This is a genomic window from Stenotrophomonas sp. 05N37 (assembly GCF_056397365.1).
This window is the reverse complement of the sequence record NZ_JBFTNG010000001.1, coordinates 154,893-172,397: the sequence shown is the minus strand read 5'-3', so window position 1 is coordinate 172,397 and position 17,505 is coordinate 154,893. Positions and strand designations below refer to the sequence as shown.

The following is a 17,505-nucleotide window of genomic DNA, read 5'->3' as shown; positions in this document are numbered from 1 at the left end:
GGCGGCTCAGGCGTCGTCCTGCTTGAGCGCGGCGTCGGCCGCCAGCAAGGCGTCGGCGGCCTTGCCGAGCGGCGGGGAGGGCACATCCTCGGCGCCGATGGACTGCATCATGCGCGGCATGTCCACGAAGCGGCGCTGGCGACGGTCGTAGATGCCGGTTACCAGCAGGGCGCGGGTGGCGATCGTGTCCTCACCCAGCAGTACCCGTTGCTCCATGATCACCCGCGTGCCCACCCAGCCGACCAGGCGCGTTTCCAGGGTGAAGCGCTGGAACGGCTTGAGCTCGCGGCGGAACTGGATGGTGCCGGCGCCCACGATCGGCGCCCACTTCTCGCGCAGCGCCACCCGGCCCAGGCCCATGCGCAGGATCAGGTCCAGCCGGCCCAGGTCGAAGATGTTCCAGTAGCGCCCGTTGGTCATGTGCAGGTTGCTGTCCAGGTCGTTGGGCAGCACCCGGAACCGCAGTCTGGAGACCCCGAACGGTGCCGCCAGGCGCGGGCGGAAGTAACTGCACAGGAGCAGGCAGAGCAGGCGGAACCAGAGATTCATGCGGAATATGACGACTGTAATAGAGCGGATACGCTAGGCTATGACGACTGTCTTAGCAAGGAGGGGCCCATGGGACCGCGAACGACCGACGCACCGCAACGCGTGGTCGCCGCCGCAGCGGACATGCTCGCGCGGGTGGGGCTCAACGCCACCAGCATCCGCGAGGTGACCAAGGCGGCCCACGCGCCACTCGGCTCGACCTACCATCACTTCCCCGGTGGCAAGCAGGAACTGTTGGCCCGCGCCACCACGTTGGCCGGTGACAAGGTGGATGCCCTGCTCGAAAAGCTGCTGCAGGAGGGCGCTGCATCGGGTATCGCGCAGTTCCTGCAGTTGTGGCGCGAGCGCCTGCTGCGCAGCAACTTCGATGCCGGCTGCCCGGTGCTGGCCGCGTCGGTGGAAGCGCCGGTGGAGGCGGTGCCGAGCCAGGCACGGGGGGCGGCGGCGGCGGTGTTCGCACGCTGGGAGCAGCGGCTTGGCAACGCGCTGATCGAGGCCGGGCACGCCCCCGCGCAGGCGGCCGTGCAGGCGACCATGATCATCGCCGGCGTGGAGGGCGCGGTGGCGATGTGCCGGGCGATGCAGGACATCGGGCCGTTTGATCGGGTGGCCACGCAGTTGCTGGCGCTGGCGGAGGCGCCCCGCACGGCATGAGTACGCGCCATCGGCGTGCTTCAATGCACGCCCGGCAGCCCCAGTAGCTCAGACAATCCCAGCCAGCCGATCTGCACGCCGATGCACAGCAGCACGAATGCCAGCAGCCGCAACACGACCTGGGTACCGGTGCGCCCGAGCAGCGATTGCAGGCGGCCGGCATAGCGCATGCACAGGTAGATCAGCACGCACAACGCGACCAGCGCACTGGCCGCGGCAGCGACATGCACCGTCTCCGGTCCTTCGGCAGGGGAGCTCGTGCCCACCGCAATGGCCACCGAGATCGAGCCGGGACCGACCGTGAGCGGCAGCGTGAAGGGGTAGAACAACTGCGATTCCAACGTGGCGTCGACGTCCTCCCGTGCCTCCGCCTGCGCCGCGCCGGCGAGCGTGCCGTGTTCGCTCTGCGCCGGGGCCTGCAGCAGGCGCCAGCCGGTGGCGGCGATCACCAGGCCGCCGGCCAGCCGCAGCACCGGAATGGAAATGCCGAAGAACGAGAGCACGTAAGCGCCGATTCCGATGGATGCAGCGAGCATCACCAGGCTGTTGAACGCGACCGCACGCGCCACCCGCGCGCGCTGGGCCACGGTGGCGTCAGGCAGGAGGCCGAGCACCAGCAATGCCGCCCCGGGCGGATTGATCACCGGCAGCAGGCTGGTGAAGATCACCAGGAAGGTATGGCTGAAGTCATTCCACATGGCAGGCAGGAGGCGCGGCGGCGCGCGTGCGGGACCAGTGCGCACCATGCCGCGCAGGCAGTGAAGGTGGCTTGATCCTGGTCAAGCCCGCGGCGACCACGTCCGCGCGTCGCCGACGGCTGAATGCGCGCGCCCGGCCGCATGATCCGCGTCGGCTTGATCCAGGTCATGAAGTGGGCGGATGGTGCTCGCTAAGGTCGGGCTGACCCGTGCCCGGAGCGTTTCCGGACGCTGCCAGCGAGAACGCCAATGGCCCCGGTTCCGTCGCCCCCACCTGACCCGTCACTGCCACGCAATGCGCATCTGGACGAGGACATCTGCGTCCACATTTTCACCACGTCGGCCGCGATGCTGGGCGTGTGCATGACCGTGGTCGGGGTGCTGCACGTGGTCACAGTGCTGCGCAAGGTGGACACCCTGGGCGATGACCTGCTCAGCATCGATTCGCTGATCTACCTGGCCTCGTGCCTGTGTGCCTATGGCGCGCTGCGCACACGCAGGCGCAAGCGCAACCGGATGCTGGAGGTGATGGCCGACTGGCTGTTCCTGGCCGGGTTGGCGCTGAGTGCCGTCGCCACCGGCTTCATCACCTGGGCCATTGCCGGTACCTGATGCCACCCCCGGAACCGTCGCCTAGCAGGTACATCCATGGATCATCCCGCCATTCCCCCGCATCCGTCACGCACACGATGGCTGCACGATCTTTACGCCGTGGTGCTGATCGGCACGCTGCTGTGGACCGGGGCCACTGTGGCCCAATCCCCGCTGGACACCGCCGCACCCGGCGCGCCGCTGCAGTCGCCGGCGGAAATCCGCTACGGGGCCGACGGCATCAGCAAGGGCACGTTGCGCCCGGCGATGTCGGCGGTGTCGGTAGGCGGGCAACCCTATCGCGCGCTGGTGTTCAACGGGGACTACGACGCGCCGCTGATCCGCACCCGTCCCGGTGGCACGGTGTCGATCACGCTGGACAACCAGATGGACGAGACGACCAACCTGCATTTCCACGGGATGACCGTCACCCCACTGGACTCGGGCGACAGCATCTTCCGCGAGGTCGGCCCGCACGAAAAGGGTCTGTACCGCTTCAAGCTGCCCCCCGACCACAGTCCTGGCGCGTACTGGTACCACAGCCATTTCCACGGCGGCGCGCAGCGCCAGGTGGAATCGGGCATCGCCGGGCCGATCCTGGTCGACGGCCTCCTGGATCCGTTCCCGGAACTGAAGGGCATCAAGGAACGCGTGCTGGTCCTGCGCAACTTCCAGAAGACCCTGACCGGCAGGCTGGCCAGCGAAATCGTCACCAGCGCACCATCCATCCGCACCGTCAACGGGCAAGCCGATCCAGTGATCACGATCCAGCCGGGCGAAACCCAGCTGTGGCACCTGATGAACATCTCGGCCAACCAGTATTTCCGCATCCGCATCAACGGCCAGAACGTGCAGATCCTCTCGCGCGACGGCAACACGGTGAACAAGCGGGTGATGACCGACGAACTGCTGATCGGGCCGTCGGCACGCTTCAGCATCCTGGTGGTGGGCGCCACTACGGGCGACCATGCCGTGGAGCTGGCCGCCGGCAACACCGGTGCGGCCGGCGATCAGTACAAGGGCGCGCGCATCGCCACGCTGCGGGTGACCGGTGCGGCCTTGGCAACACGCAGCATTTCCAGTGCATACCCGGTGCTGGAGGACCTGGGCAAGGTGAAGGTCGCCAACGTCCGCCAGTTCGCCTTCCAGGATTCGGCCACCGACGGCGATGCATTCCTGATCAATGGCGAGCGCTTCGATCCGCGCCGCGTGAATACCACCGTCAAGCTGGGCGATGTGGAGGAGTGGAGGCTGTACAACCCCTCCCAGGAACTGCACCAGTTCCATATCCATCAGACCGATTTCCAGGTGGTGGCGATCAACGACAAGCCGGTGCCGTTCAGCGGCTACCGCGATACGGTGTTCATCCCCGCGCGCGGCTCGATCACAGTGCGCATCCCGTTCCGTGACCCGGTGATGCTGGGCAAGTTCGTCTATCACTGCCACATCCTCGAACACGAAGACGGCGGGATGATGCAGGTGATCCAGGTGGTACGCCCCGGGGACTATGCGCAGGCGGTAAAGCTGGCGCCGCTGGGGGGCATCTACGGCGACAACCAGACCTGCAGCTACCTCACGAACAGCGGGCGCGAGTTCACCCTGCCGGCCAATGTGCAGCTGCCTCCGGAGGGTCCGTGATGGACGCGCTATGCAGACGCAGCCTGGCGCTGGGCATCGTGGGCGGGTTGGCCGTGCTGTCCGGCGAGGCCCGTGCCGACAAGGGCTATTACCCCAATTTCGGCATGGATTACAGCGCGGTGATGCAGTATGACGTCAGCCGTACCGAGGGCGATGGTGCGACCGCGCCGCGCGACACCACCGATTTCTACCCTGACATCCAGAGCAGCTTCTACGTGCGGTTCAGCCCCAACGACCAGATCCGGCTGTCCACCGAACTCAACCCGATCAACCCGCCGGGCGCGGGTGAGAAACGCACCTTCGGTGACATCGGCCTGGTGGTCAACGAGCTCAATTACTACGCGCTCACCCGGCACACGCAGCTGCAGGTGGGCAAACTGCAGGTGCCGTTCGGGCGCGCGATGGATGCCGCACCGGGGCTGTATACCAATGATTTCGTCTCGACCTACGATCTGGGCGGCGTGCTCGGCGCAACCTACGCGTATCGCTGGTTCGGCCAGAGGCTGGGGATGCTGCAGGGCGGGGTCAATCTCTACACCGCCGACACCACCGAGTTGAGCCGGCCGTTCTTCCGTAGTGGTGGGCGCGCCCAGCGTGCCGACGGCGGCCCGGCCAACACCGGCAAACTGGATTCCTACGCGTTGACGGTGAACTGGGATGCGATTCCCGCACTGCCGTTCCTGGAACTGCAGGCCGGCTACATGCGAAACCGTGCCGGGCCGGCGCAGCCAGGCACCGGGCCTGCCGACGATGAAGTGATCCGCATCGTCTCAGCGCGCTATATCTGGGCACCCGATTCCAGCGCCGACCTGGACACCACGTTGCGCGGCCGCTACGTCGACGTCGTACCGCTGCTGGAGTACGCGGCCGTGCAGAACGAAGACGCCGTCGCCGGCAACGACACCCGCTACCTCACCACCTCGGTCACGATCGATTATGGCCGCTGGGTCGTGGGCGCCACCCGCACCGACAAACGGCGGCCGTGGGCACCGGGAGCCGGACGGCACGACTACCTCAACGAACTGAGTTGCGGCTACCGGGTGACCGGTCAATTGACCGTTGCCCTATCCGTCGGCAGCCAGTCGCGGGATGGACAGGATTCCAACCTGGTCGGCTTCGCACTGACGTACAGTGGAGCGCACTGACATGGAACGATCCCGATGGCAGGCCCTCGCGGCTGCTCTTGTGGTGTCGCTGCTGCTGACGCCACCGCTGGCGGCGCAGAGCCCGCCGCGGACTGGCGGCGCGTTCAAACTTACCGACCAGAGTGGACGCGAGGTCACCGAGCGCAGCTTCCAAGGCAAACCGGCGCTGCTGTATTTCGGGTTTACCTCCTGCCCGGATGTGTGTCCCACCGACCTGGCGCGCGTGGCGCGCATTGCCCGGCGCGTGCGGTCGCTGGGCGGGCCATCGTTGGTCCCCATCTTCGTCAGCGTTGATCCCGCCCGCGATACACCGGCCAGGATGAAGGCCTACGTGTCGGTATTCGGGCCCGACTTCGTGGGGCTGACCGGCACACCGGCGCAGATTGCCGAGGTCACCGACCGCTACCACGTGTATTACCAGAAGGTTCCGTATGGCAGTCGCGGACAGTACATGATGGACCATTCCACCTTCCTGTTCCTGCTCGACCGCGAAGGCCGCTATGTCGACCACTTCGGCCGTACCGCAGACGAGGCGCAGGTGGCCCGCCGGGTCGTCACCGCCCTGGCCGCCGCTCCGTCGCGTGCACGCTCGACATCCATGGCAGGCAAGTAGCCTCGCGACGCCTGCGTGACCCGCCTGCCGGCCTCCGCGACGGCCAGGCCGCAGAGGCCTGGTTCATTACGGTCGTCCGTTGTTGTTGGCGACATTCGCCGCCTGGCGCAGCTCCTGGTCGGCCTGGATCAGCAGTTCGCGTGCGCGCCCGGCATGGCCGCCCAGGCGTGAGTCGTTGTCCTGTTGTGCCACGCCGATCAGTTGATACGCCTGCACGATGTGCTCCTGGGCGGCGCGCAGGTTGCCGTGACGCTCGCCGATGTTGACGGTGGGCTGCTGGGCCTGGCTTGCGCCAGCCGCAGCGAGGATCAGTGCCAGCGATATGAGGCGGAACGCGCGGTTCATGGGAAAGGCTCCAGAGAGGGGCGGGGACGGGGTAAGCGACGGCGATGTGCCCGGTACCCACACGATAGGTCGACGGGCCGGGTTGGCACTTGATGTGGGTCAAGCGACGGAGCGATGGCCCTGGCGGGGGTTTCGGTCGGCCAAACGCTTCATCCAACCGCGCCGGATAAGCTGAATGTGGGTGACCAGTAGAAATACTGGTGGTGGCGACATTGCACCGCGGCATCGCACAAAATAACCTGCTGGCTTGCGGTGGCAGGGTTGGCTGCATGGGGTGGGGAAGGGGGCGGCATCCAGAGCTGGAGATCTCGACCATGGCCAGGAGTGTTGTCACGCCGTCGGCGCGCTGCTGGGAGTGCGACGCCTGCCCGTTGGGTCCGGCGTGCTTTTCCGGGGCGGTGGGCGCGGACCTGTTGGGTGAGCTGGATGCGTTGATCGAGCACGCCGCCCCGGCGCATGCCGGGAGTTTCCTGTTCCACCAGGGCGACCCGTTCCGGTGCATCTCGGTGGTCCGATTGGGCACGGTCAAAACCTACGCGGTCGATCGCGCAGGCCGCGAGCAGATCCTGGGGTTCCACATGCCCGGCGATGTCATCGGCTTCAGCGCCATAGACGAGGGCCGCTATCCGTGCAACGCCGTGGCGCTGGATACGGTGACGGTGTGCAGGTTGCCCTTCCAGCGTGCGCTGGACCTGACCACCCGCATGCCTGCACTGCAGGCGCGGTTGTTCGGCATGATGAGCCGCGAGATCGCGCGCGCGGCGCGGTTGTCGTGCAGCACCAACGCCGACGAGCGCCTGGCTGCGTTCCTGATCGGCATGGCCGATCGCATGGGCGCGCGCGGCTACTCCTCCACCCACTGGCAGCTCACCATGTCGCGAATGGATATCGCCAGCTATCTGCGCCTGGCACCGGAGACGTTGAGCCGCTTGCTGCGCCGGTTCCAGGCCGAAGGGCTGGTCATGGTCGACGGGCGCGAAGTGGAAGTGCGGGGACGTGAACGCCTGCAGGCGCTTGCCACCGCCGATCACGCGCCTTGCCTGGTCCCGGCCACCATCCGGGCGGCGTAGGCGTTCAGTGCGCGAGGGCATGTTCACGGACGCCTGCAGCGGCCCTAGAATGCGGGCATGCATTCCGCATTCCACGGCAAGGACGTCCTCGTGCTGCATCATGTTTCACTTGGGGTCCGCGACCTCGCCTTGGCCGGCGCGTTCTACGATGCCGTGCTGGGTGCACTGGGCTATCGCCGTGTGTTCGAGGACGACACCGCGATTGGCTATGGGCGGGTCGACGATGAGGACCTGCTGTGCCTGAAGCTGCACGATGATGCGGCCGCGCCTGGACCGGGTTTCCATCTTGCCTTCAGTGCGCCCACGCGCACTGCCGTCAATGCCTTCCATCACGCCGCGCTGCTCGCCGGCGGCCAGGACAACGGCGCGGCTGGATTGCGCCCGGACTATGGCGATCACTACTACGCCGCCTTCGTGATCGATCCCGATGGCCATCGCATCGAAGCGGTGACCAAGCAGGCGGATACGTGAAGCGGCGCGTACCACGGCCCAGCCACCCGCTGCTGCTGCCGTTGACCCGCGGCAGCGAAATCGCGCGTGCCCGCCAGCAGCTGCAGCGCGGCGGCTGGCCGCGCCTGCAGATGGCGGCCATCGTGCTGGTCACCGGCGTCGCCGGGCTGCTCGCCTCGCACCTGCTGCGGGTGGGCGGCATCGATACGATGCTGCTGCGCTATCCGCTGGCGGTGCTGCTGGCGTATGCCATCTTCCTGCTGCTGATGTGGGCATGGTTGCGCTGGCGCGGCGATGTCGCTGCCGATGCGGTGCTCCCGGATGCCGGTGGGGCGGGCGGTTCCGCCGCACCCGGCGGGGGACCGGACTGGTTCGGCAGTGGCGGTCGCTCCGGTGGCGGCGGTGCCTCCGCCTCGTGGGGCGAGGGGAGCACGTCCAGCAGCGCCAGCGATGGCGCGATGCTGGACCTTGCCGATGACGAAGCAGGTCTGCCGATCCTCGCGCTGCTTGGTGTCGTGGCTGTCGTGGCTGCCGCCGTGGTGGCGGCCAGTTGGGTGGTCTGGACAGCGCCGGTGCTCATGGCCGAACTGCTGGTCGATGCGGCCATCGCCGGTGGCCTGTACCGGCGCATGCAGGGCATGCAGGCGCAGGGCTGGTGGCGGTTGTGCCTTGCGCATACCGTTTGGCCACTGCTCGGCGTACTGCTGTTCTTCGCCGCGCTCGGCTGGATCGCGCAGGAAATCGCACCGCACGCCACTACCTTGATGGATGTGCTGCAGACCTTACGGGATACATGACCATGGCTGGAGTGACGACATTGACCGCCTACCGCCCCGTTGGGGCGGGCGCACTGGTGGTGGGTCTGGCCACCAGTGGGGTGACCGCACTGCTGACGACCCTGATGGGGGCCGTGATCCTGCCACGGTTGCTGGCCCCCCTGCAGGCGCAGGGCATGGCGCCGCCGTCGTTCACCACTGCATTCGCCGCGGGCTACCCGGTGGCGTGGTTGGGGCCCTTGGTGGTGTTGCTGGTCTGGCGCTTCGGCGGCATGCATGGGCGCTGGCTGGCCGGCGTGGTCGGCCTGGCCTCGATGCTGGTCGCCGGCAGCATCGCGGTGGTGGCGATGTACCTGGCGGTCTTTGCGCAGGCCAGTGCGATCTGACTACCGGCGGAACCCGCTCTGGAACTCGGCCAGATCCAGCTGCTCGTCGTGGTTGGTATCCAGGCCCTCGAAGCGCATTTGCGCGAACCGGCCCGCTTCCTCGCCACTGAGGTCGCCATCGCCGTTGAGGTCGGCCACGCGCAGACGGTCGGCCGCAGAGAGCTGCCCATCCCGATCCGGGCCCAGCGCGGCCTGCAGTTCATCCAGACTGATCCGGTAGTTCTGGTTGGTGTCCAGTTCGCGGAACACCGCACCGCTGTCGTACTCGTCCGCACTGAGCGTGCCGTCGTGGTTGCGGTCCAGCAACGCGAAGCGGGTGGTCGCCGCGGTGGGCGTGTCCTGGGCGTGGCCCAGGGCCACGGCACACACCGCCAGCGTAAGCGCGCACAGGGCGCGTGTTGCGGAGGAGATCACGGCAGGCTCCAGCGACGGGAATGCCGCCAGTGTCGAGCAGGCGCGCAGCGCGCACCACGGCAAATCCCCGCGGATCGGCCCAGTACTTTTACTGGTTGAACGCCGGTGGCACGGGCGCCGACCGCGCCGTCATTCCGGGGTGATGTCCCGCCAGTGCGTGCCGTCGAAGCTGCGCACCTGGGCAGCGGTCACCCAGAGCAACACTCCATCGGCACTGGAGAGGTGCCCGCCGCCCTGCGGATCCGGCGCCACGTCCACTGGCGAGAGGACCTGGCCCTGGAGCTGGAACAGGGCGCCCGCCTCGCTGCACAGGTACACACGGCCGAATGCGGGCGCGATGCCGCAGAACGTGTGCTCGCCGTGCGCGTGCGCCACCGCGTGCACGCGCGCGCCGTCGATCACAAGGACGGTGCCACGGTCGCCCGCCGCCACGTAGCCGTCGGCGCTGCGGCAGACGCAATGCAGCGCATCGTCGGTGGCAGTGGGCAATGCCGACCAGTCCGCGCCGGTCCGGCGCCATAGCGCACCGCCGCTGCCCACTGCGAGCAGGTCGTGCTGGCCGCTGCCATCGAGGTCATGCACGCTGCTGGGATCACCGCTGCCTGCACCGACCCGGCAGCCAGCGTCGCAGCGCGCCCAAGCCGCCTCATCCAGCGCACGCCGATGCACTTGGCGGCCTGCACCAAACGCATACAGCACGCCATCGATCTGGCGCACGCCACGCAGTCGGCGCAGGCGGTTGGGCCAGGAAGCAGGATCCTCGTCGCCGATGCGGTCTTCGGCCGCACCGTCGTCATCGGTCCACTCGACATACCCTTCCTCACCCACGGTGACCGCCGTGTCCACCCCCTCCAGCGGTACGCCCACCAGACCGGCCAGGCGCTGTTCGAACGACCAGGTATCGAGCGCGTCCCCCTGGCGGGCGAACAGGATCGCGTGGGGCACGTCCTGCTCCTCCAGCTCCAGCGCGACCCCGGCGATGTACAGGCGGTCGCGGCGCAGCACCGCGCCATGGGTATAGCCAAAACGTCCGGTCATCCACGTGCTCCCTGCGCTCGATGTGAGCCGGCGATCATAACGCGGCCCGCGCTGCGCTCAGGCGGTCACTCGAACCGCCAGCGCACGCCGGCATACACGCCACGGCCTTCGCCCGGGGTCGAGCGCGCCACATCCTTTCCGGCATCGTTGTAGCCCGGCGTCACCGTGGCGGCGTAATGGCGGTCGCCGATATTGCGCAGCTCGGCCCAGGCCTGCCAGCGTCCACCGGGCGCGTCATAGCCCACCCGGCTGCCAACGATCACGTGGCTATCGGCGCTGACACTATTGGCGTAGTCCACGAACATCTTCGAGGCGTACTCGGTGTTGAGCGCTGCATGGAAGCCGGTCGGGTGGTCGTAGCGCAGCGCGGCCTGGTAGTAATGGCGCGGCAAGCCCGGCAGGCGATTGCTGCCGAACAGGGCGTCATGGCGATAACGGAAGTCGCTGAAGGTGTACGCCTGGCGCAGCGCCAGGCGGCCCTCGCGGCCTTCCCACAGCGTGCTGTCCAGCCCCGCTTCCAGGCCGCGATGCACGGTCGGGCTGGCGTTGTTCTCGGCCACGAACAGGTTCGGTACCGGCATTACCTCCACGGTAAGCAGTTCGTGCAACACGCGGGCGTAGTAGCCGGTCAGCTCCCAGCGGCCCAGCACGCTGTCGCCGCGCGCGCCCAGTTCCAGCGTGGTGGCGGTCTGGTTGTCCAGCGGCACGGGCGCGCGCTGGCGGCCGGTGGAGGCGCCATGACCCGGGCCGAAGTACTGGTTCGAGCCCCAGATCATCGACCACGGATGGGCCGGCTCGACCGAGCGGCTCAGGTTGCCGAACCACTGCAGTTGCGGGGTCTGCTGCCAGGTGACACCCAGCCGCGGTGCGTAATCCCACTGCTGCTCGCGCAGGCGCTCGGGCGTGGCCGGCCAGGTGACCTGCACATCGCGGCGGGTATTGATCAGCGCCAGCCCGGTCTGCAGGTGCAGCGCCTCGGTGAGTGCCAGGTCGTTGCCGACGCGCAGGGTGCTGTCGGTGCCGTGGTGCGAGAAATCGCGCGTGTGCGTCCCGGCGGCATAGCCGTTGCTGGCAAATCGCAGGGTCTCGCGCACGTCCGCATCGAGGTCGTGGGTGACGCGCAGGCCGAGGGTGGTCACGCTGTCGCGGCCGAACAGTACATGCCGGTGGCGGTAGTCGAGTGTGGCGTTGAGGTTGCTGTAGTCCAGCTGCTGCCGATACAGGCTCTCGTTCAAGTCCATCGGGTACGTGTGGTACACCAGCCCGGCCTGCAGCGAAGAAGCTTCGTCGATCTGCCAGGTGGTCATGTTGCCGATCCAGGTGCTGCCCGGCTGCGGACGGCGCGCGTCGATGGCCAGGTTGGCCGGATTGGCCGCGCGCGGATCGTTGCGGATCTGGTCGCGGGTCAGGCGCCCGGGCGTTTCGTGATTGGTCTCGCGGTAACGCACGAAGAAGCGGGTTTCCAGCTGTGGGGTGATCTGCCAGCCGAGGTTGGCCATCGCCCCCTTGCCGTCGCTGGCGGCGTGGCGCTGGTAGCCGTCGGCCTCGGTATCGGTGTAGGCCAGGTAGTAGTCGACATCGCCGCTCACCCCGCCATAGCCGATGCTGCGCTTCTGGTAGCCGCGGCTGCCTGCTTCGTACTGCACGTCCAGGCCGGCCGAATCGCGCCCACTGCGGCTCACGTAATTGATGGCACCGCCCAGCGCCAACGCGCCGCGCTCGAACCCATTGGCACCCCGCAGCACCTCGGCCCGGCTCAGCCACAGCGGCTCAAGCAGCTCATACGGCGTGCCCCCCGGGCCGGTCAGTGGCAGGCCATCCAGCGACACTGAAATCCCCGAGGCATGCGCGCCCGGACCCCGGTTGATGCCCGAGCCACGGATCGAGACCTTGGCGCCTTCATTGCCCGGCGACTGCGCACTGACGCCCGGCTGGTAGGCCAGCACATCGGCGCTGGTGGACAGGCGGCGGTCGGCGTTGGTCAGGTCCACCACGTTGCTGGCGCCGGGAACGCGCTTGAGCGCCGCGCGGGCCTGCTCGGTCTCGCTGGCGGCGGTCACGTTGACCACGTCGAGGGTGGTGGCCTGGGGGGCGGCGTGGGCGGTGGCCGATAGTGCGACGGCGACGGCCAGGGAGATCCGGGTAAGGGCAGGGCGATGCGACAGCAGGGACATGGGGAGGGCTGTAAACTAAAAAACTGGCGCGAAAGTTAACAGGTGTTGCCTGAAAGGTCACCCGTCATGGGCGTATGGCGGTGATTGAGTGCCGGGGTTGCAGGGCAGAGCCATGCCACGCGTGGCTGCCGAAGCCGGTGCAATCGGGGCTCCTGGGGTGGCGATCTGCGTGCAAGGCGCAGCCACGCATGGCGTGGCTCTACGATGCGCGGACCGGTCTGTCGGGGCATTTCGTTGCACCATGTAGAGCCACCCCATGGGTGGCTGCACGCGGTGCCGGACGCAAGGCGCAGCCACGCATGGCGTGGCTCTACGATGCGCGCGCCGGTGTGTCGGGGCATTTCGTTGCACCACGCAGAGCCACCCCATGGGTGGCTGCGCGCGGTGCCGATTGAAGCGCAGCCACGCATGGCGTGGCTCTACGGTGCGCGCGCCGGCGTGTCGTGGCGTTTCGTTGCATCACGTAGAGCCACCCCATGGGTGGCTGCACGCGGTGCCGATTGAAGCGCAGCCACGCATGGCGTGGCTCTACGATGCTGGCACGGGTCTGTCGTGGCGTTTCGTTGCACCACGTAGAGCCACCCCATGGGTGGCTGCACGCGGTGCCGGATTGAAGCGCAGCCACGCATGGCGTGGCTCTACGGTGCGCGGACCGGTCTGTCGGGGCATTTCGTTGCACCACGTAGAGCCACCCCATGGGTGGCTGCACGCGGTGCCGATCGAAGCGCAGCCACGCATGGCGTGGTTCTACGATGCTGGCACCGGTCTGTCGTGGCCTTTCGTTCCATCACGTAGAGCCACCCAATGGGTGGCTGCACGCGCTGCCGGATGCAAGGCGCAGCCACGCATGGCGTGGCTCCACGCGGCGGCAGGTGCTGGCCGGTGGTCGAAACCTGCGTGCCTTAGCCCAGAATCCCCGGCAGATCCAGGCCCTTCTCCTTCGCGCACTCCACCGCGATGTCGTACCCGGCGTCGGCGTGCCGCATCACGCCCGTGGCCGGGTCGTTCCACAGCACGCGCGCGATGCGCTTGGCGGCCGCTTCGGTGCCGTCGCAGACGATCACCATGCCGGCATGCTGCGAGAAGCCCATGCCCACGCCACCGCCGTGGTGCAGTGACACCCACGTGGCGCCGCTGGCGGTGTTGAGCAACGCGTTGAGCAGGGGCCAGTCGGACACCGCATCGGAACCGTCGGCCATCGCCTCGGTTTCGCGGTTCGGCGAGGCGACGCTGCCGCTGTCGAGGTGGTCGCGGCCGATCACCACCGGCGCCTTCAGCTCGCCGCTGGCGACCATCTCGTTGAAGGCCAGTCCCAGCCGGTCGCGATCGCCCAGGCCCACCCAGCAGATGCGCGCGGGCAGGCCCTGGAACTTGATCTTCTCGGCGGCCATGTCCAGCCAGCGGTGCAGGTGCGGGTTGTCCGGAATCAACTCCTTGACCTTCGCATCGGTCTTGGCGATGTCTTCCGGGTCGCCGCTGAGCGCGGCCCAGCGGAACGGGCCGATGCCCCGGCAGAACAGCGGCCGAATGTAGGCCGGGACGAAACCGGGGAAGTCGAAGGCATCCTCGACGCCTTCTTCCAGCGCCATCTGGCGCAGGTTGTTGCCGTAGTCCACGGTCGGCACGCCGAGCGCGTGGAAGGCGAGCATGGCGCGGATGTGGTTGGCCATCGACGCGCGCGCGGCGGCTTCGACCTCCTTGGGAGCGGACACGCGCTTGTCGTCCCATTCCTCGACGGTCCAGCCCTGCGGCAGGTAGCCGTTGACCGGGTCGTGGGCGGAAGTCTGGTCGGTCAGCAGGTCCGGCTTGACTCCGCGCACCAGCAGTTCGTCCAGCACGTCGGCGACATTGCCGAGCAGGCCGACCGACAGCGGCTTCTTGGCCGTGCACGATTCCTCGATCAGGCGCAGCGCTTCATCCAGGTCGTCGGTCCAGGTGTCCAGGTAGCCGGTGCGCAGACGCATTTCGATACTGCTCTTGCGGCATTCCACGGCGAGGCACGACGCACCGGCCATCACCGCCGCCAGCGGTTGCGCGCCACCCATGCCGCCCAACCCACCGGTGAACAGCCACTTGCCTGCCAGGCTGCCGTCGTAGTGCTGGCGGCCCATCTCCACGAAGGTTTCGTAGGTGCCCTGCACGATGCCCTGGGCGCCGATGTAGATCCAGCTGCCGGCGGTCATCTGGCCGTACATCGCCAGGCCCTTCCTGTCCAGCTCGTTGAAGTGGTCCCAGTTGGCCCAGCGCGGCACCAGGTTGGAGTTGGCGATCAGCACGCGCGGCGCGTCCACGTGGGTGCGGAACACGCCCACGGGCTTGCCCGACTGCACCAGCAGGGTCTGGTCGTCGTCCAGGCGCGTGAGCGTCGCCACGATGGCATCGAAGCTCTCCCAGTCGCGCGCGGCGCGGCCGATGCCGCCGTACACCACCAGTTCCTGCGGGCGCTCGGCCACGTCCGGATGCAGGTTGTTCATGAGCATGCGCAGCGGTGCTTCGGTGAGCCAGCTCTTGGCGGTGAGCGTGCTGCCGGTGGGCGCGATGATGGTGCGGGACGGGTCGTTGCGGGTCATGCGGCGCTCCGGTTCGTAGCAAATGCAAGGCAGGCGTTGAGCACCTGCGCCAGGGTGTGGCGCAGCGGTGCGGCGTGGTCAGGGTCGAGCGGGGTGGGCCAGCTGTGCTCGTCCACCTGGTCGGGCAGCGGCTCGTGCATGTAGCCGCGGCAGGCCAGTTCCATCTGCAGGCTGTGCACGCCGCCGGGGATGTCGCTGTAATGGCGGGTAATCCAGCCGCCCTTGAAGCGGCCGTTGCGCACGTGCGACAGGCCGCTGATCCGGCACAGGTTGTCCACCACATCGCTGAGCGCGTTGTCGCAGGCGGTGTCCACCGTGCCCGACGGGCCGGCGGTGCCGAGGTTGAACTGCGGCAGTTCGCCCTCGAACAGGTGCGGGATGTGCGAGCGGATCGAGTGCGCGTCGTAGACCACCACCGTGCCGTGGCGCTGGCGCAGCCGCGCGATCTGCGCAGCCAGCGCATCGTGGTACGGCGCGAAATAGGTGTCGCGGCGGCGCGCAATTTCCGCGTCGTCCGGTTCCATGCCCGCGTGGTACAGCGGCTGGTTGTCGAAGGTGGTCAGCGGGCACAGGCCGGTGGTGTTCTGGCCCGGGTACAGCGACACGCCGCTGGGATCGCGGTTGAGGTCGATCACCGAGCGCGAGACCGCCGAGCGCACCGTGGTCGCGCCCATGCCACGCGCGAAGTCGTACAGCTCGTGCACCCACCAGTCCGCGTCGCGGCGGGCCAGCCACGGGGAGTGGTAGCGGTCGATCAGGTCGTGCGGCAGCTCGCTGCCGGTGTGCGGGAAGCTGACCACCAGCGGCGCATCGCCTTCATGCACCTGGAGCCAGTCCGGGTGGGTGGTCATGCCAGTGGCTCCACCTGCGGCAGCACGTCGGCCAGGCCCTCGGCCAACGCGCCGCTGCGCACCAGCGTGGTGGCGGCCACCATGTCCGGGTGGAAATAGCGGTCGTCCTGCAGCGTCGGCACCTGCGCGCGCAGGCGTGCGCGGACGCCTTCCAGGGCGTCGCTGGAGCGCAGCGGGGCGTGGAAATCGCAGCCCTGCGCGGCAGCCAGCAGCTCGATGCCCACCACGTTGGCCGCGTTCTCCGCCATCGCCAGCAGGCGGCGCGCACCGTGCGCGGCCATCGACACGTGGTCTTCCTGGTTGGCCGAGGTCGGGATCGAATCGACGCTGGCCGGGTAGGCGCGCTGCTTGTTCTCCGAGACCAGCGCGGCGGCGGTCACCTGCGGGATCATGAAGCCGGAGTTGAGGCCGGGCTTCGGGGTAAGGAAGGCGGGCAAGCCGGACAGGGCCGGGTCGACCAGCATCGCGGTGCGACGCTCGCTGATCGAGCCGATCTCGCACACCGCCATGGCCAGCATGTCCGCGGCGAAGGCCACCGGCTCGGCGTGGAAGTTGCCGCCGCTCAGCGCCTCGTTGGTGTCGGTGAACACCAGCGGGTTGTCGGACACGCCATTGGCCTCGATCGCCAGCGTGGTGGCGGCCTGGCGCATGACATCGAACGCCGCGCCCATCACCTGCGGCTGGCAGCGCAGGCAGTACGGGTCCTGGACGCGCACGTCGTTGTCGCGGTGCGACTCACGGATGGCCGAGCCCTGCATCAGTGCACGCAGCGTGGCCGCAGTGGCGATCTGGCCACGCTGGCCGCGGATGCTGTGGATGCGCGGATCGAACGGGGTGTCCGAGCCCTTGGCCGCTTCCACCGACAGCGCGCCGGTCACCAGCGCGGCATGGAACACGGTGGTGATCTCGAACAGCCCCGCCAGCGCGTAGGCGGTGGAGTACTGGGTGCCGTTGAGCAGGGCCAGGCCCTCCTTGGCGCCCAGCACCAGCGGGGTCAGGCCGAGCCGCGCCAGCGCTTCGGCGGCGGGCAGGCGCTCACCGTTCGAGAACGCTTCGCCCACGCCGATCATGACGCTGGCCAGGTGCGACAGCGGGGCCAGATCACCGGAGGCGCCCACCGAGCCCTGGCAGGGAATCACCGGCACGATGTCGTGCTGCAGGAAGGCTTCCAGCAGCGCCAGCGTCTGCGGGCGGATGCCCGACGCCCCCTGGGCGAGGCTGGTCAGCTTGAGGGCCATCATCAGCCGCACCACCGGGGCCGGCATCGGCTCGCCCACGCCCGCGGCATGCGACAGCACGATATTGCGCTGCAGGGTTTCCAGGTCGTCGCGCTCGATGCGCACGCTGGCCAGCTTGCCGAAGCCGGTGTTGATGCCATACACCGGTGCGCCCCTGGCCACGATGTCGGCCACGGTCTGCGCGCTGCGCAGCACGGCGGCGGCCGAGGCCGGGTCCAGGCGCACGCGGGCGCCGTCGTAGATGGCGCGCCAGTGCGCCAGCGTCACCGCGCCGGGCTGCAGGGTCAGGGTAGTGCTCATGGAAT

Annotated in this window: 18 protein-coding genes; 9 read left to right on the top strand and 9 right to left on the bottom strand. The window is 68.3% G+C overall.

What is annotated here, in order from left to right:
- Window positions 1-6 precede the first annotated feature (6 nt).
- Window positions 7-549 carry a thioesterase family protein gene (locus AC1DGC_RS00805; RefSeq protein WP_478047016.1) on the bottom strand — a complete coding sequence of 181 codons (543 nt, stop codon included), beginning with the start codon at window positions 547-549 and terminating at the stop codon, window positions 7-9.
- A 69-nt stretch (window positions 550-618) separates the two neighbouring features.
- Between AC1DGC_RS00805 and AC1DGC_RS00800 the strand changes: the two genes are divergently transcribed.
- Window positions 619-1,203, top strand: a complete 585-nt coding sequence (locus AC1DGC_RS00800; RefSeq protein WP_449335327.1) for a TetR/AcrR family transcriptional regulator — start codon at window positions 619-621, stop codon at window positions 1,201-1,203.
- A gap of 20 nt (window positions 1,204-1,223) precedes the next feature.
- Here the strand turns inward: AC1DGC_RS00800 and AC1DGC_RS00795 are convergent, their stop codons facing one another.
- The gene (locus AC1DGC_RS00795) at window positions 1,224-1,901 is read right to left on the bottom strand and encodes a MarC family protein (RefSeq protein ID WP_478047015.1); all 678 of its coding nucleotides are present in this window, start codon (window positions 1,899-1,901) and stop codon (window positions 1,224-1,226) included.
- A 249-nt stretch (window positions 1,902-2,150) separates the two neighbouring features.
- Between AC1DGC_RS00795 and AC1DGC_RS00790 the strand changes: the two genes are divergently transcribed.
- From AC1DGC_RS00790 to AC1DGC_RS00775, 4 genes are read left to right on the top strand one after another with little or no spacing between them, the layout of a single operon-like run.
- Window positions 2,151-2,513: a hypothetical protein gene (locus AC1DGC_RS00790; RefSeq protein WP_259203154.1), complete on the top strand. Its 363-nt coding sequence runs from the start codon at window positions 2,151-2,153 to the stop codon at window positions 2,511-2,513.
- Between the two features lie 36 nt (window positions 2,514-2,549).
- A complete protein-coding gene (locus tag AC1DGC_RS00785; protein WP_478047014.1) occupies window positions 2,550-4,130 on the top strand; it encodes a multicopper oxidase family protein in 1,581 nt (526 codons plus the stop codon).
- Window positions 4,130-5,275 (top strand): hypothetical protein, encoded by a 1,146-nt coding sequence (locus AC1DGC_RS00780; RefSeq protein ID WP_478047013.1) that lies wholly within the window; start codon window positions 4,130-4,132, stop codon window positions 5,273-5,275. The genes AC1DGC_RS00785 and AC1DGC_RS00780 overlap by 1 nt, the downstream gene beginning before the upstream one ends.
- A 1-nt stretch (window position 5,276) precedes the next feature.
- A complete protein-coding gene (locus AC1DGC_RS00775) occupies window positions 5,277-5,888 on the top strand; it encodes an SCO family protein (protein ID WP_259203150.1) in 612 nt (203 codons plus the stop codon).
- Window positions 5,889-5,954: 66 nt separating this feature from the next.
- Here AC1DGC_RS00775 and AC1DGC_RS00770 read toward each other — a convergent pair whose 3' ends face one another.
- The gene (locus AC1DGC_RS00770) at window positions 5,955-6,233 is read right to left on the bottom strand and encodes a hypothetical protein (protein ID WP_478047012.1); all 279 of its coding nucleotides are present in this window, start codon (window positions 6,231-6,233) and stop codon (window positions 5,955-5,957) included.
- Between the two features lie 314 nt (window positions 6,234-6,547).
- Here AC1DGC_RS00770 and AC1DGC_RS00765 point away from each other — a divergent pair, with 314 nt between their 5' ends.
- The 4 genes from AC1DGC_RS00765 (at window position 6,548) to AC1DGC_RS00750 (ending at window position 8,915) form a co-directional block, all read left to right on the top strand.
- Window positions 6,548-7,303, top strand: a complete 756-nt coding sequence (locus AC1DGC_RS00765; protein ID WP_394163352.1) for a cyclic nucleotide-binding domain-containing protein — start codon at window positions 6,548-6,550, stop codon at window positions 7,301-7,303.
- Between the two features lie 90 nt (window positions 7,304-7,393).
- Window positions 7,394-7,774 carry a VOC family protein gene (locus tag AC1DGC_RS00760; protein WP_259203543.1) on the top strand — a complete coding sequence of 127 codons (381 nt, stop codon included), beginning with the start codon at window positions 7,394-7,396 and terminating at the stop codon, window positions 7,772-7,774.
- On the top strand, window positions 7,771-8,550 hold the full coding sequence (locus AC1DGC_RS00755; RefSeq protein WP_478047011.1) for a hypothetical protein: 780 nt from the start codon (window positions 7,771-7,773) through the stop codon (window positions 8,548-8,550). The genes AC1DGC_RS00760 and AC1DGC_RS00755 overlap by 4 nt, the downstream gene beginning before the upstream one ends.
- A gap of 2 nt (window positions 8,551-8,552) precedes the next feature.
- Entirely contained in the window at window positions 8,553-8,915 is a 363-nt protein-coding gene (locus tag AC1DGC_RS00750; protein WP_478047010.1) for a hypothetical protein, read from the top strand.
- Here AC1DGC_RS00750 and AC1DGC_RS00745 read toward each other — a convergent pair whose 3' ends face one another.
- The 6 genes from AC1DGC_RS00745 to hutH all read right to left on the bottom strand — a co-directional run bounded on the left by AC1DGC_RS00745 (window position 8,916) and on the right by hutH (window position 17,500).
- The gene (locus tag AC1DGC_RS00745; protein WP_259203144.1) at window positions 8,916-9,329 is read right to left on the bottom strand and encodes an EF-hand domain-containing protein; all 414 of its coding nucleotides are present in this window, start codon (window positions 9,327-9,329) and stop codon (window positions 8,916-8,918) included.
- 129 nt (window positions 9,330-9,458) lie between these two features.
- The gene (locus AC1DGC_RS00740; protein ID WP_259203143.1) at window positions 9,459-10,367 is read right to left on the bottom strand and encodes a hypothetical protein; all 909 of its coding nucleotides are present in this window, start codon (window positions 10,365-10,367) and stop codon (window positions 9,459-9,461) included.
- A gap of 65 nt (window positions 10,368-10,432) precedes the next feature.
- On the bottom strand, window positions 10,433-12,541 hold the full coding sequence (locus AC1DGC_RS00735; RefSeq protein ID WP_478047009.1) for a TonB-dependent receptor family protein: 2,109 nt from the start codon (window positions 12,539-12,541) through the stop codon (window positions 10,433-10,435).
- A gap of 902 nt (window positions 12,542-13,443) precedes the next feature.
- A complete protein-coding gene (gene hutU / locus AC1DGC_RS00730; RefSeq protein WP_478047008.1) occupies window positions 13,444-15,111 on the bottom strand; it encodes a urocanate hydratase in 1,668 nt (555 codons plus the stop codon).
- A complete protein-coding gene (gene hutG, locus AC1DGC_RS00725) occupies window positions 15,108-15,962 on the bottom strand; it encodes an N-formylglutamate deformylase (protein WP_478047007.1) in 855 nt (284 codons plus the stop codon). Before hutG ends, hutU begins: the two co-directional genes overlap by 4 nt.
- The gene (gene hutH, locus AC1DGC_RS00720; protein WP_478047006.1) at window positions 15,959-17,500 is read right to left on the bottom strand and encodes a histidine ammonia-lyase; all 1,542 of its coding nucleotides are present in this window, start codon (window positions 17,498-17,500) and stop codon (window positions 15,959-15,961) included. Before hutH ends, hutG begins: the two co-directional genes overlap by 4 nt.
- Window positions 17,501-17,505: the final 5 nt, after the last annotated feature.

Coding starts and splice junctions, on each gene's coding strand:
- hutU (WP_478047008.1), bottom strand. CDS start 15,111: ATGACCCGCAACGACCCGTCCCGCACCATCATCGCGCCCACCGGCAGC.
- AC1DGC_RS00765 (WP_394163352.1), top strand. CDS start 6,548: ATGGCCAGGAGTGTTGTCACGCCGTCGGCGCGCTGCTGGGAGTGCGAC.
- hutG (WP_478047007.1), bottom strand. CDS start 15,962: ATGACCACCCACCCGGACTGGCTCCAGGTGCATGAAGGCGATGCGCCG.
- AC1DGC_RS00770 (WP_478047012.1), bottom strand. CDS start 6,233: ATGAACCGCGCGTTCCGCCTCATATCGCTGGCACTGATCCTCGCTGCG.
- hutH (WP_478047006.1), bottom strand. CDS start 17,500: ATGAGCACTACCCTGACCCTGCAGCCCGGCGCGGTGACGCTGGCGCAC.
- AC1DGC_RS00795 (WP_478047015.1), bottom strand. CDS start 1,901: ATGTGGAATGACTTCAGCCATACCTTCCTGGTGATCTTCACCAGCCTG.
- AC1DGC_RS00790 (WP_259203154.1), top strand. CDS start 2,151: ATGGCCCCGGTTCCGTCGCCCCCACCTGACCCGTCACTGCCACGCAAT.
- AC1DGC_RS00750 (WP_478047010.1), top strand. CDS start 8,553: ATGGCTGGAGTGACGACATTGACCGCCTACCGCCCCGTTGGGGCGGGC.
- AC1DGC_RS00775 (WP_259203150.1), top strand. CDS start 5,277: ATGGAACGATCCCGATGGCAGGCCCTCGCGGCTGCTCTTGTGGTGTCG.
- AC1DGC_RS00740 (WP_259203143.1), bottom strand. CDS start 10,367: ATGACCGGACGTTTTGGCTATACCCATGGCGCGGTGCTGCGCCGCGAC.
- AC1DGC_RS00780 (WP_478047013.1), top strand. CDS start 4,130: ATGGACGCGCTATGCAGACGCAGCCTGGCGCTGGGCATCGTGGGCGGG.
- AC1DGC_RS00735 (WP_478047009.1), bottom strand. CDS start 12,541: ATGTCCCTGCTGTCGCATCGCCCTGCCCTTACCCGGATCTCCCTGGCC.
- AC1DGC_RS00785 (WP_478047014.1), top strand. CDS start 2,550: ATGGATCATCCCGCCATTCCCCCGCATCCGTCACGCACACGATGGCTG.
- AC1DGC_RS00805 (WP_478047016.1), bottom strand. CDS start 549: ATGAATCTCTGGTTCCGCCTGCTCTGCCTGCTCCTGTGCAGTTACTTC.
- AC1DGC_RS00800 (WP_449335327.1), top strand. CDS start 619: ATGGGACCGCGAACGACCGACGCACCGCAACGCGTGGTCGCCGCCGCA.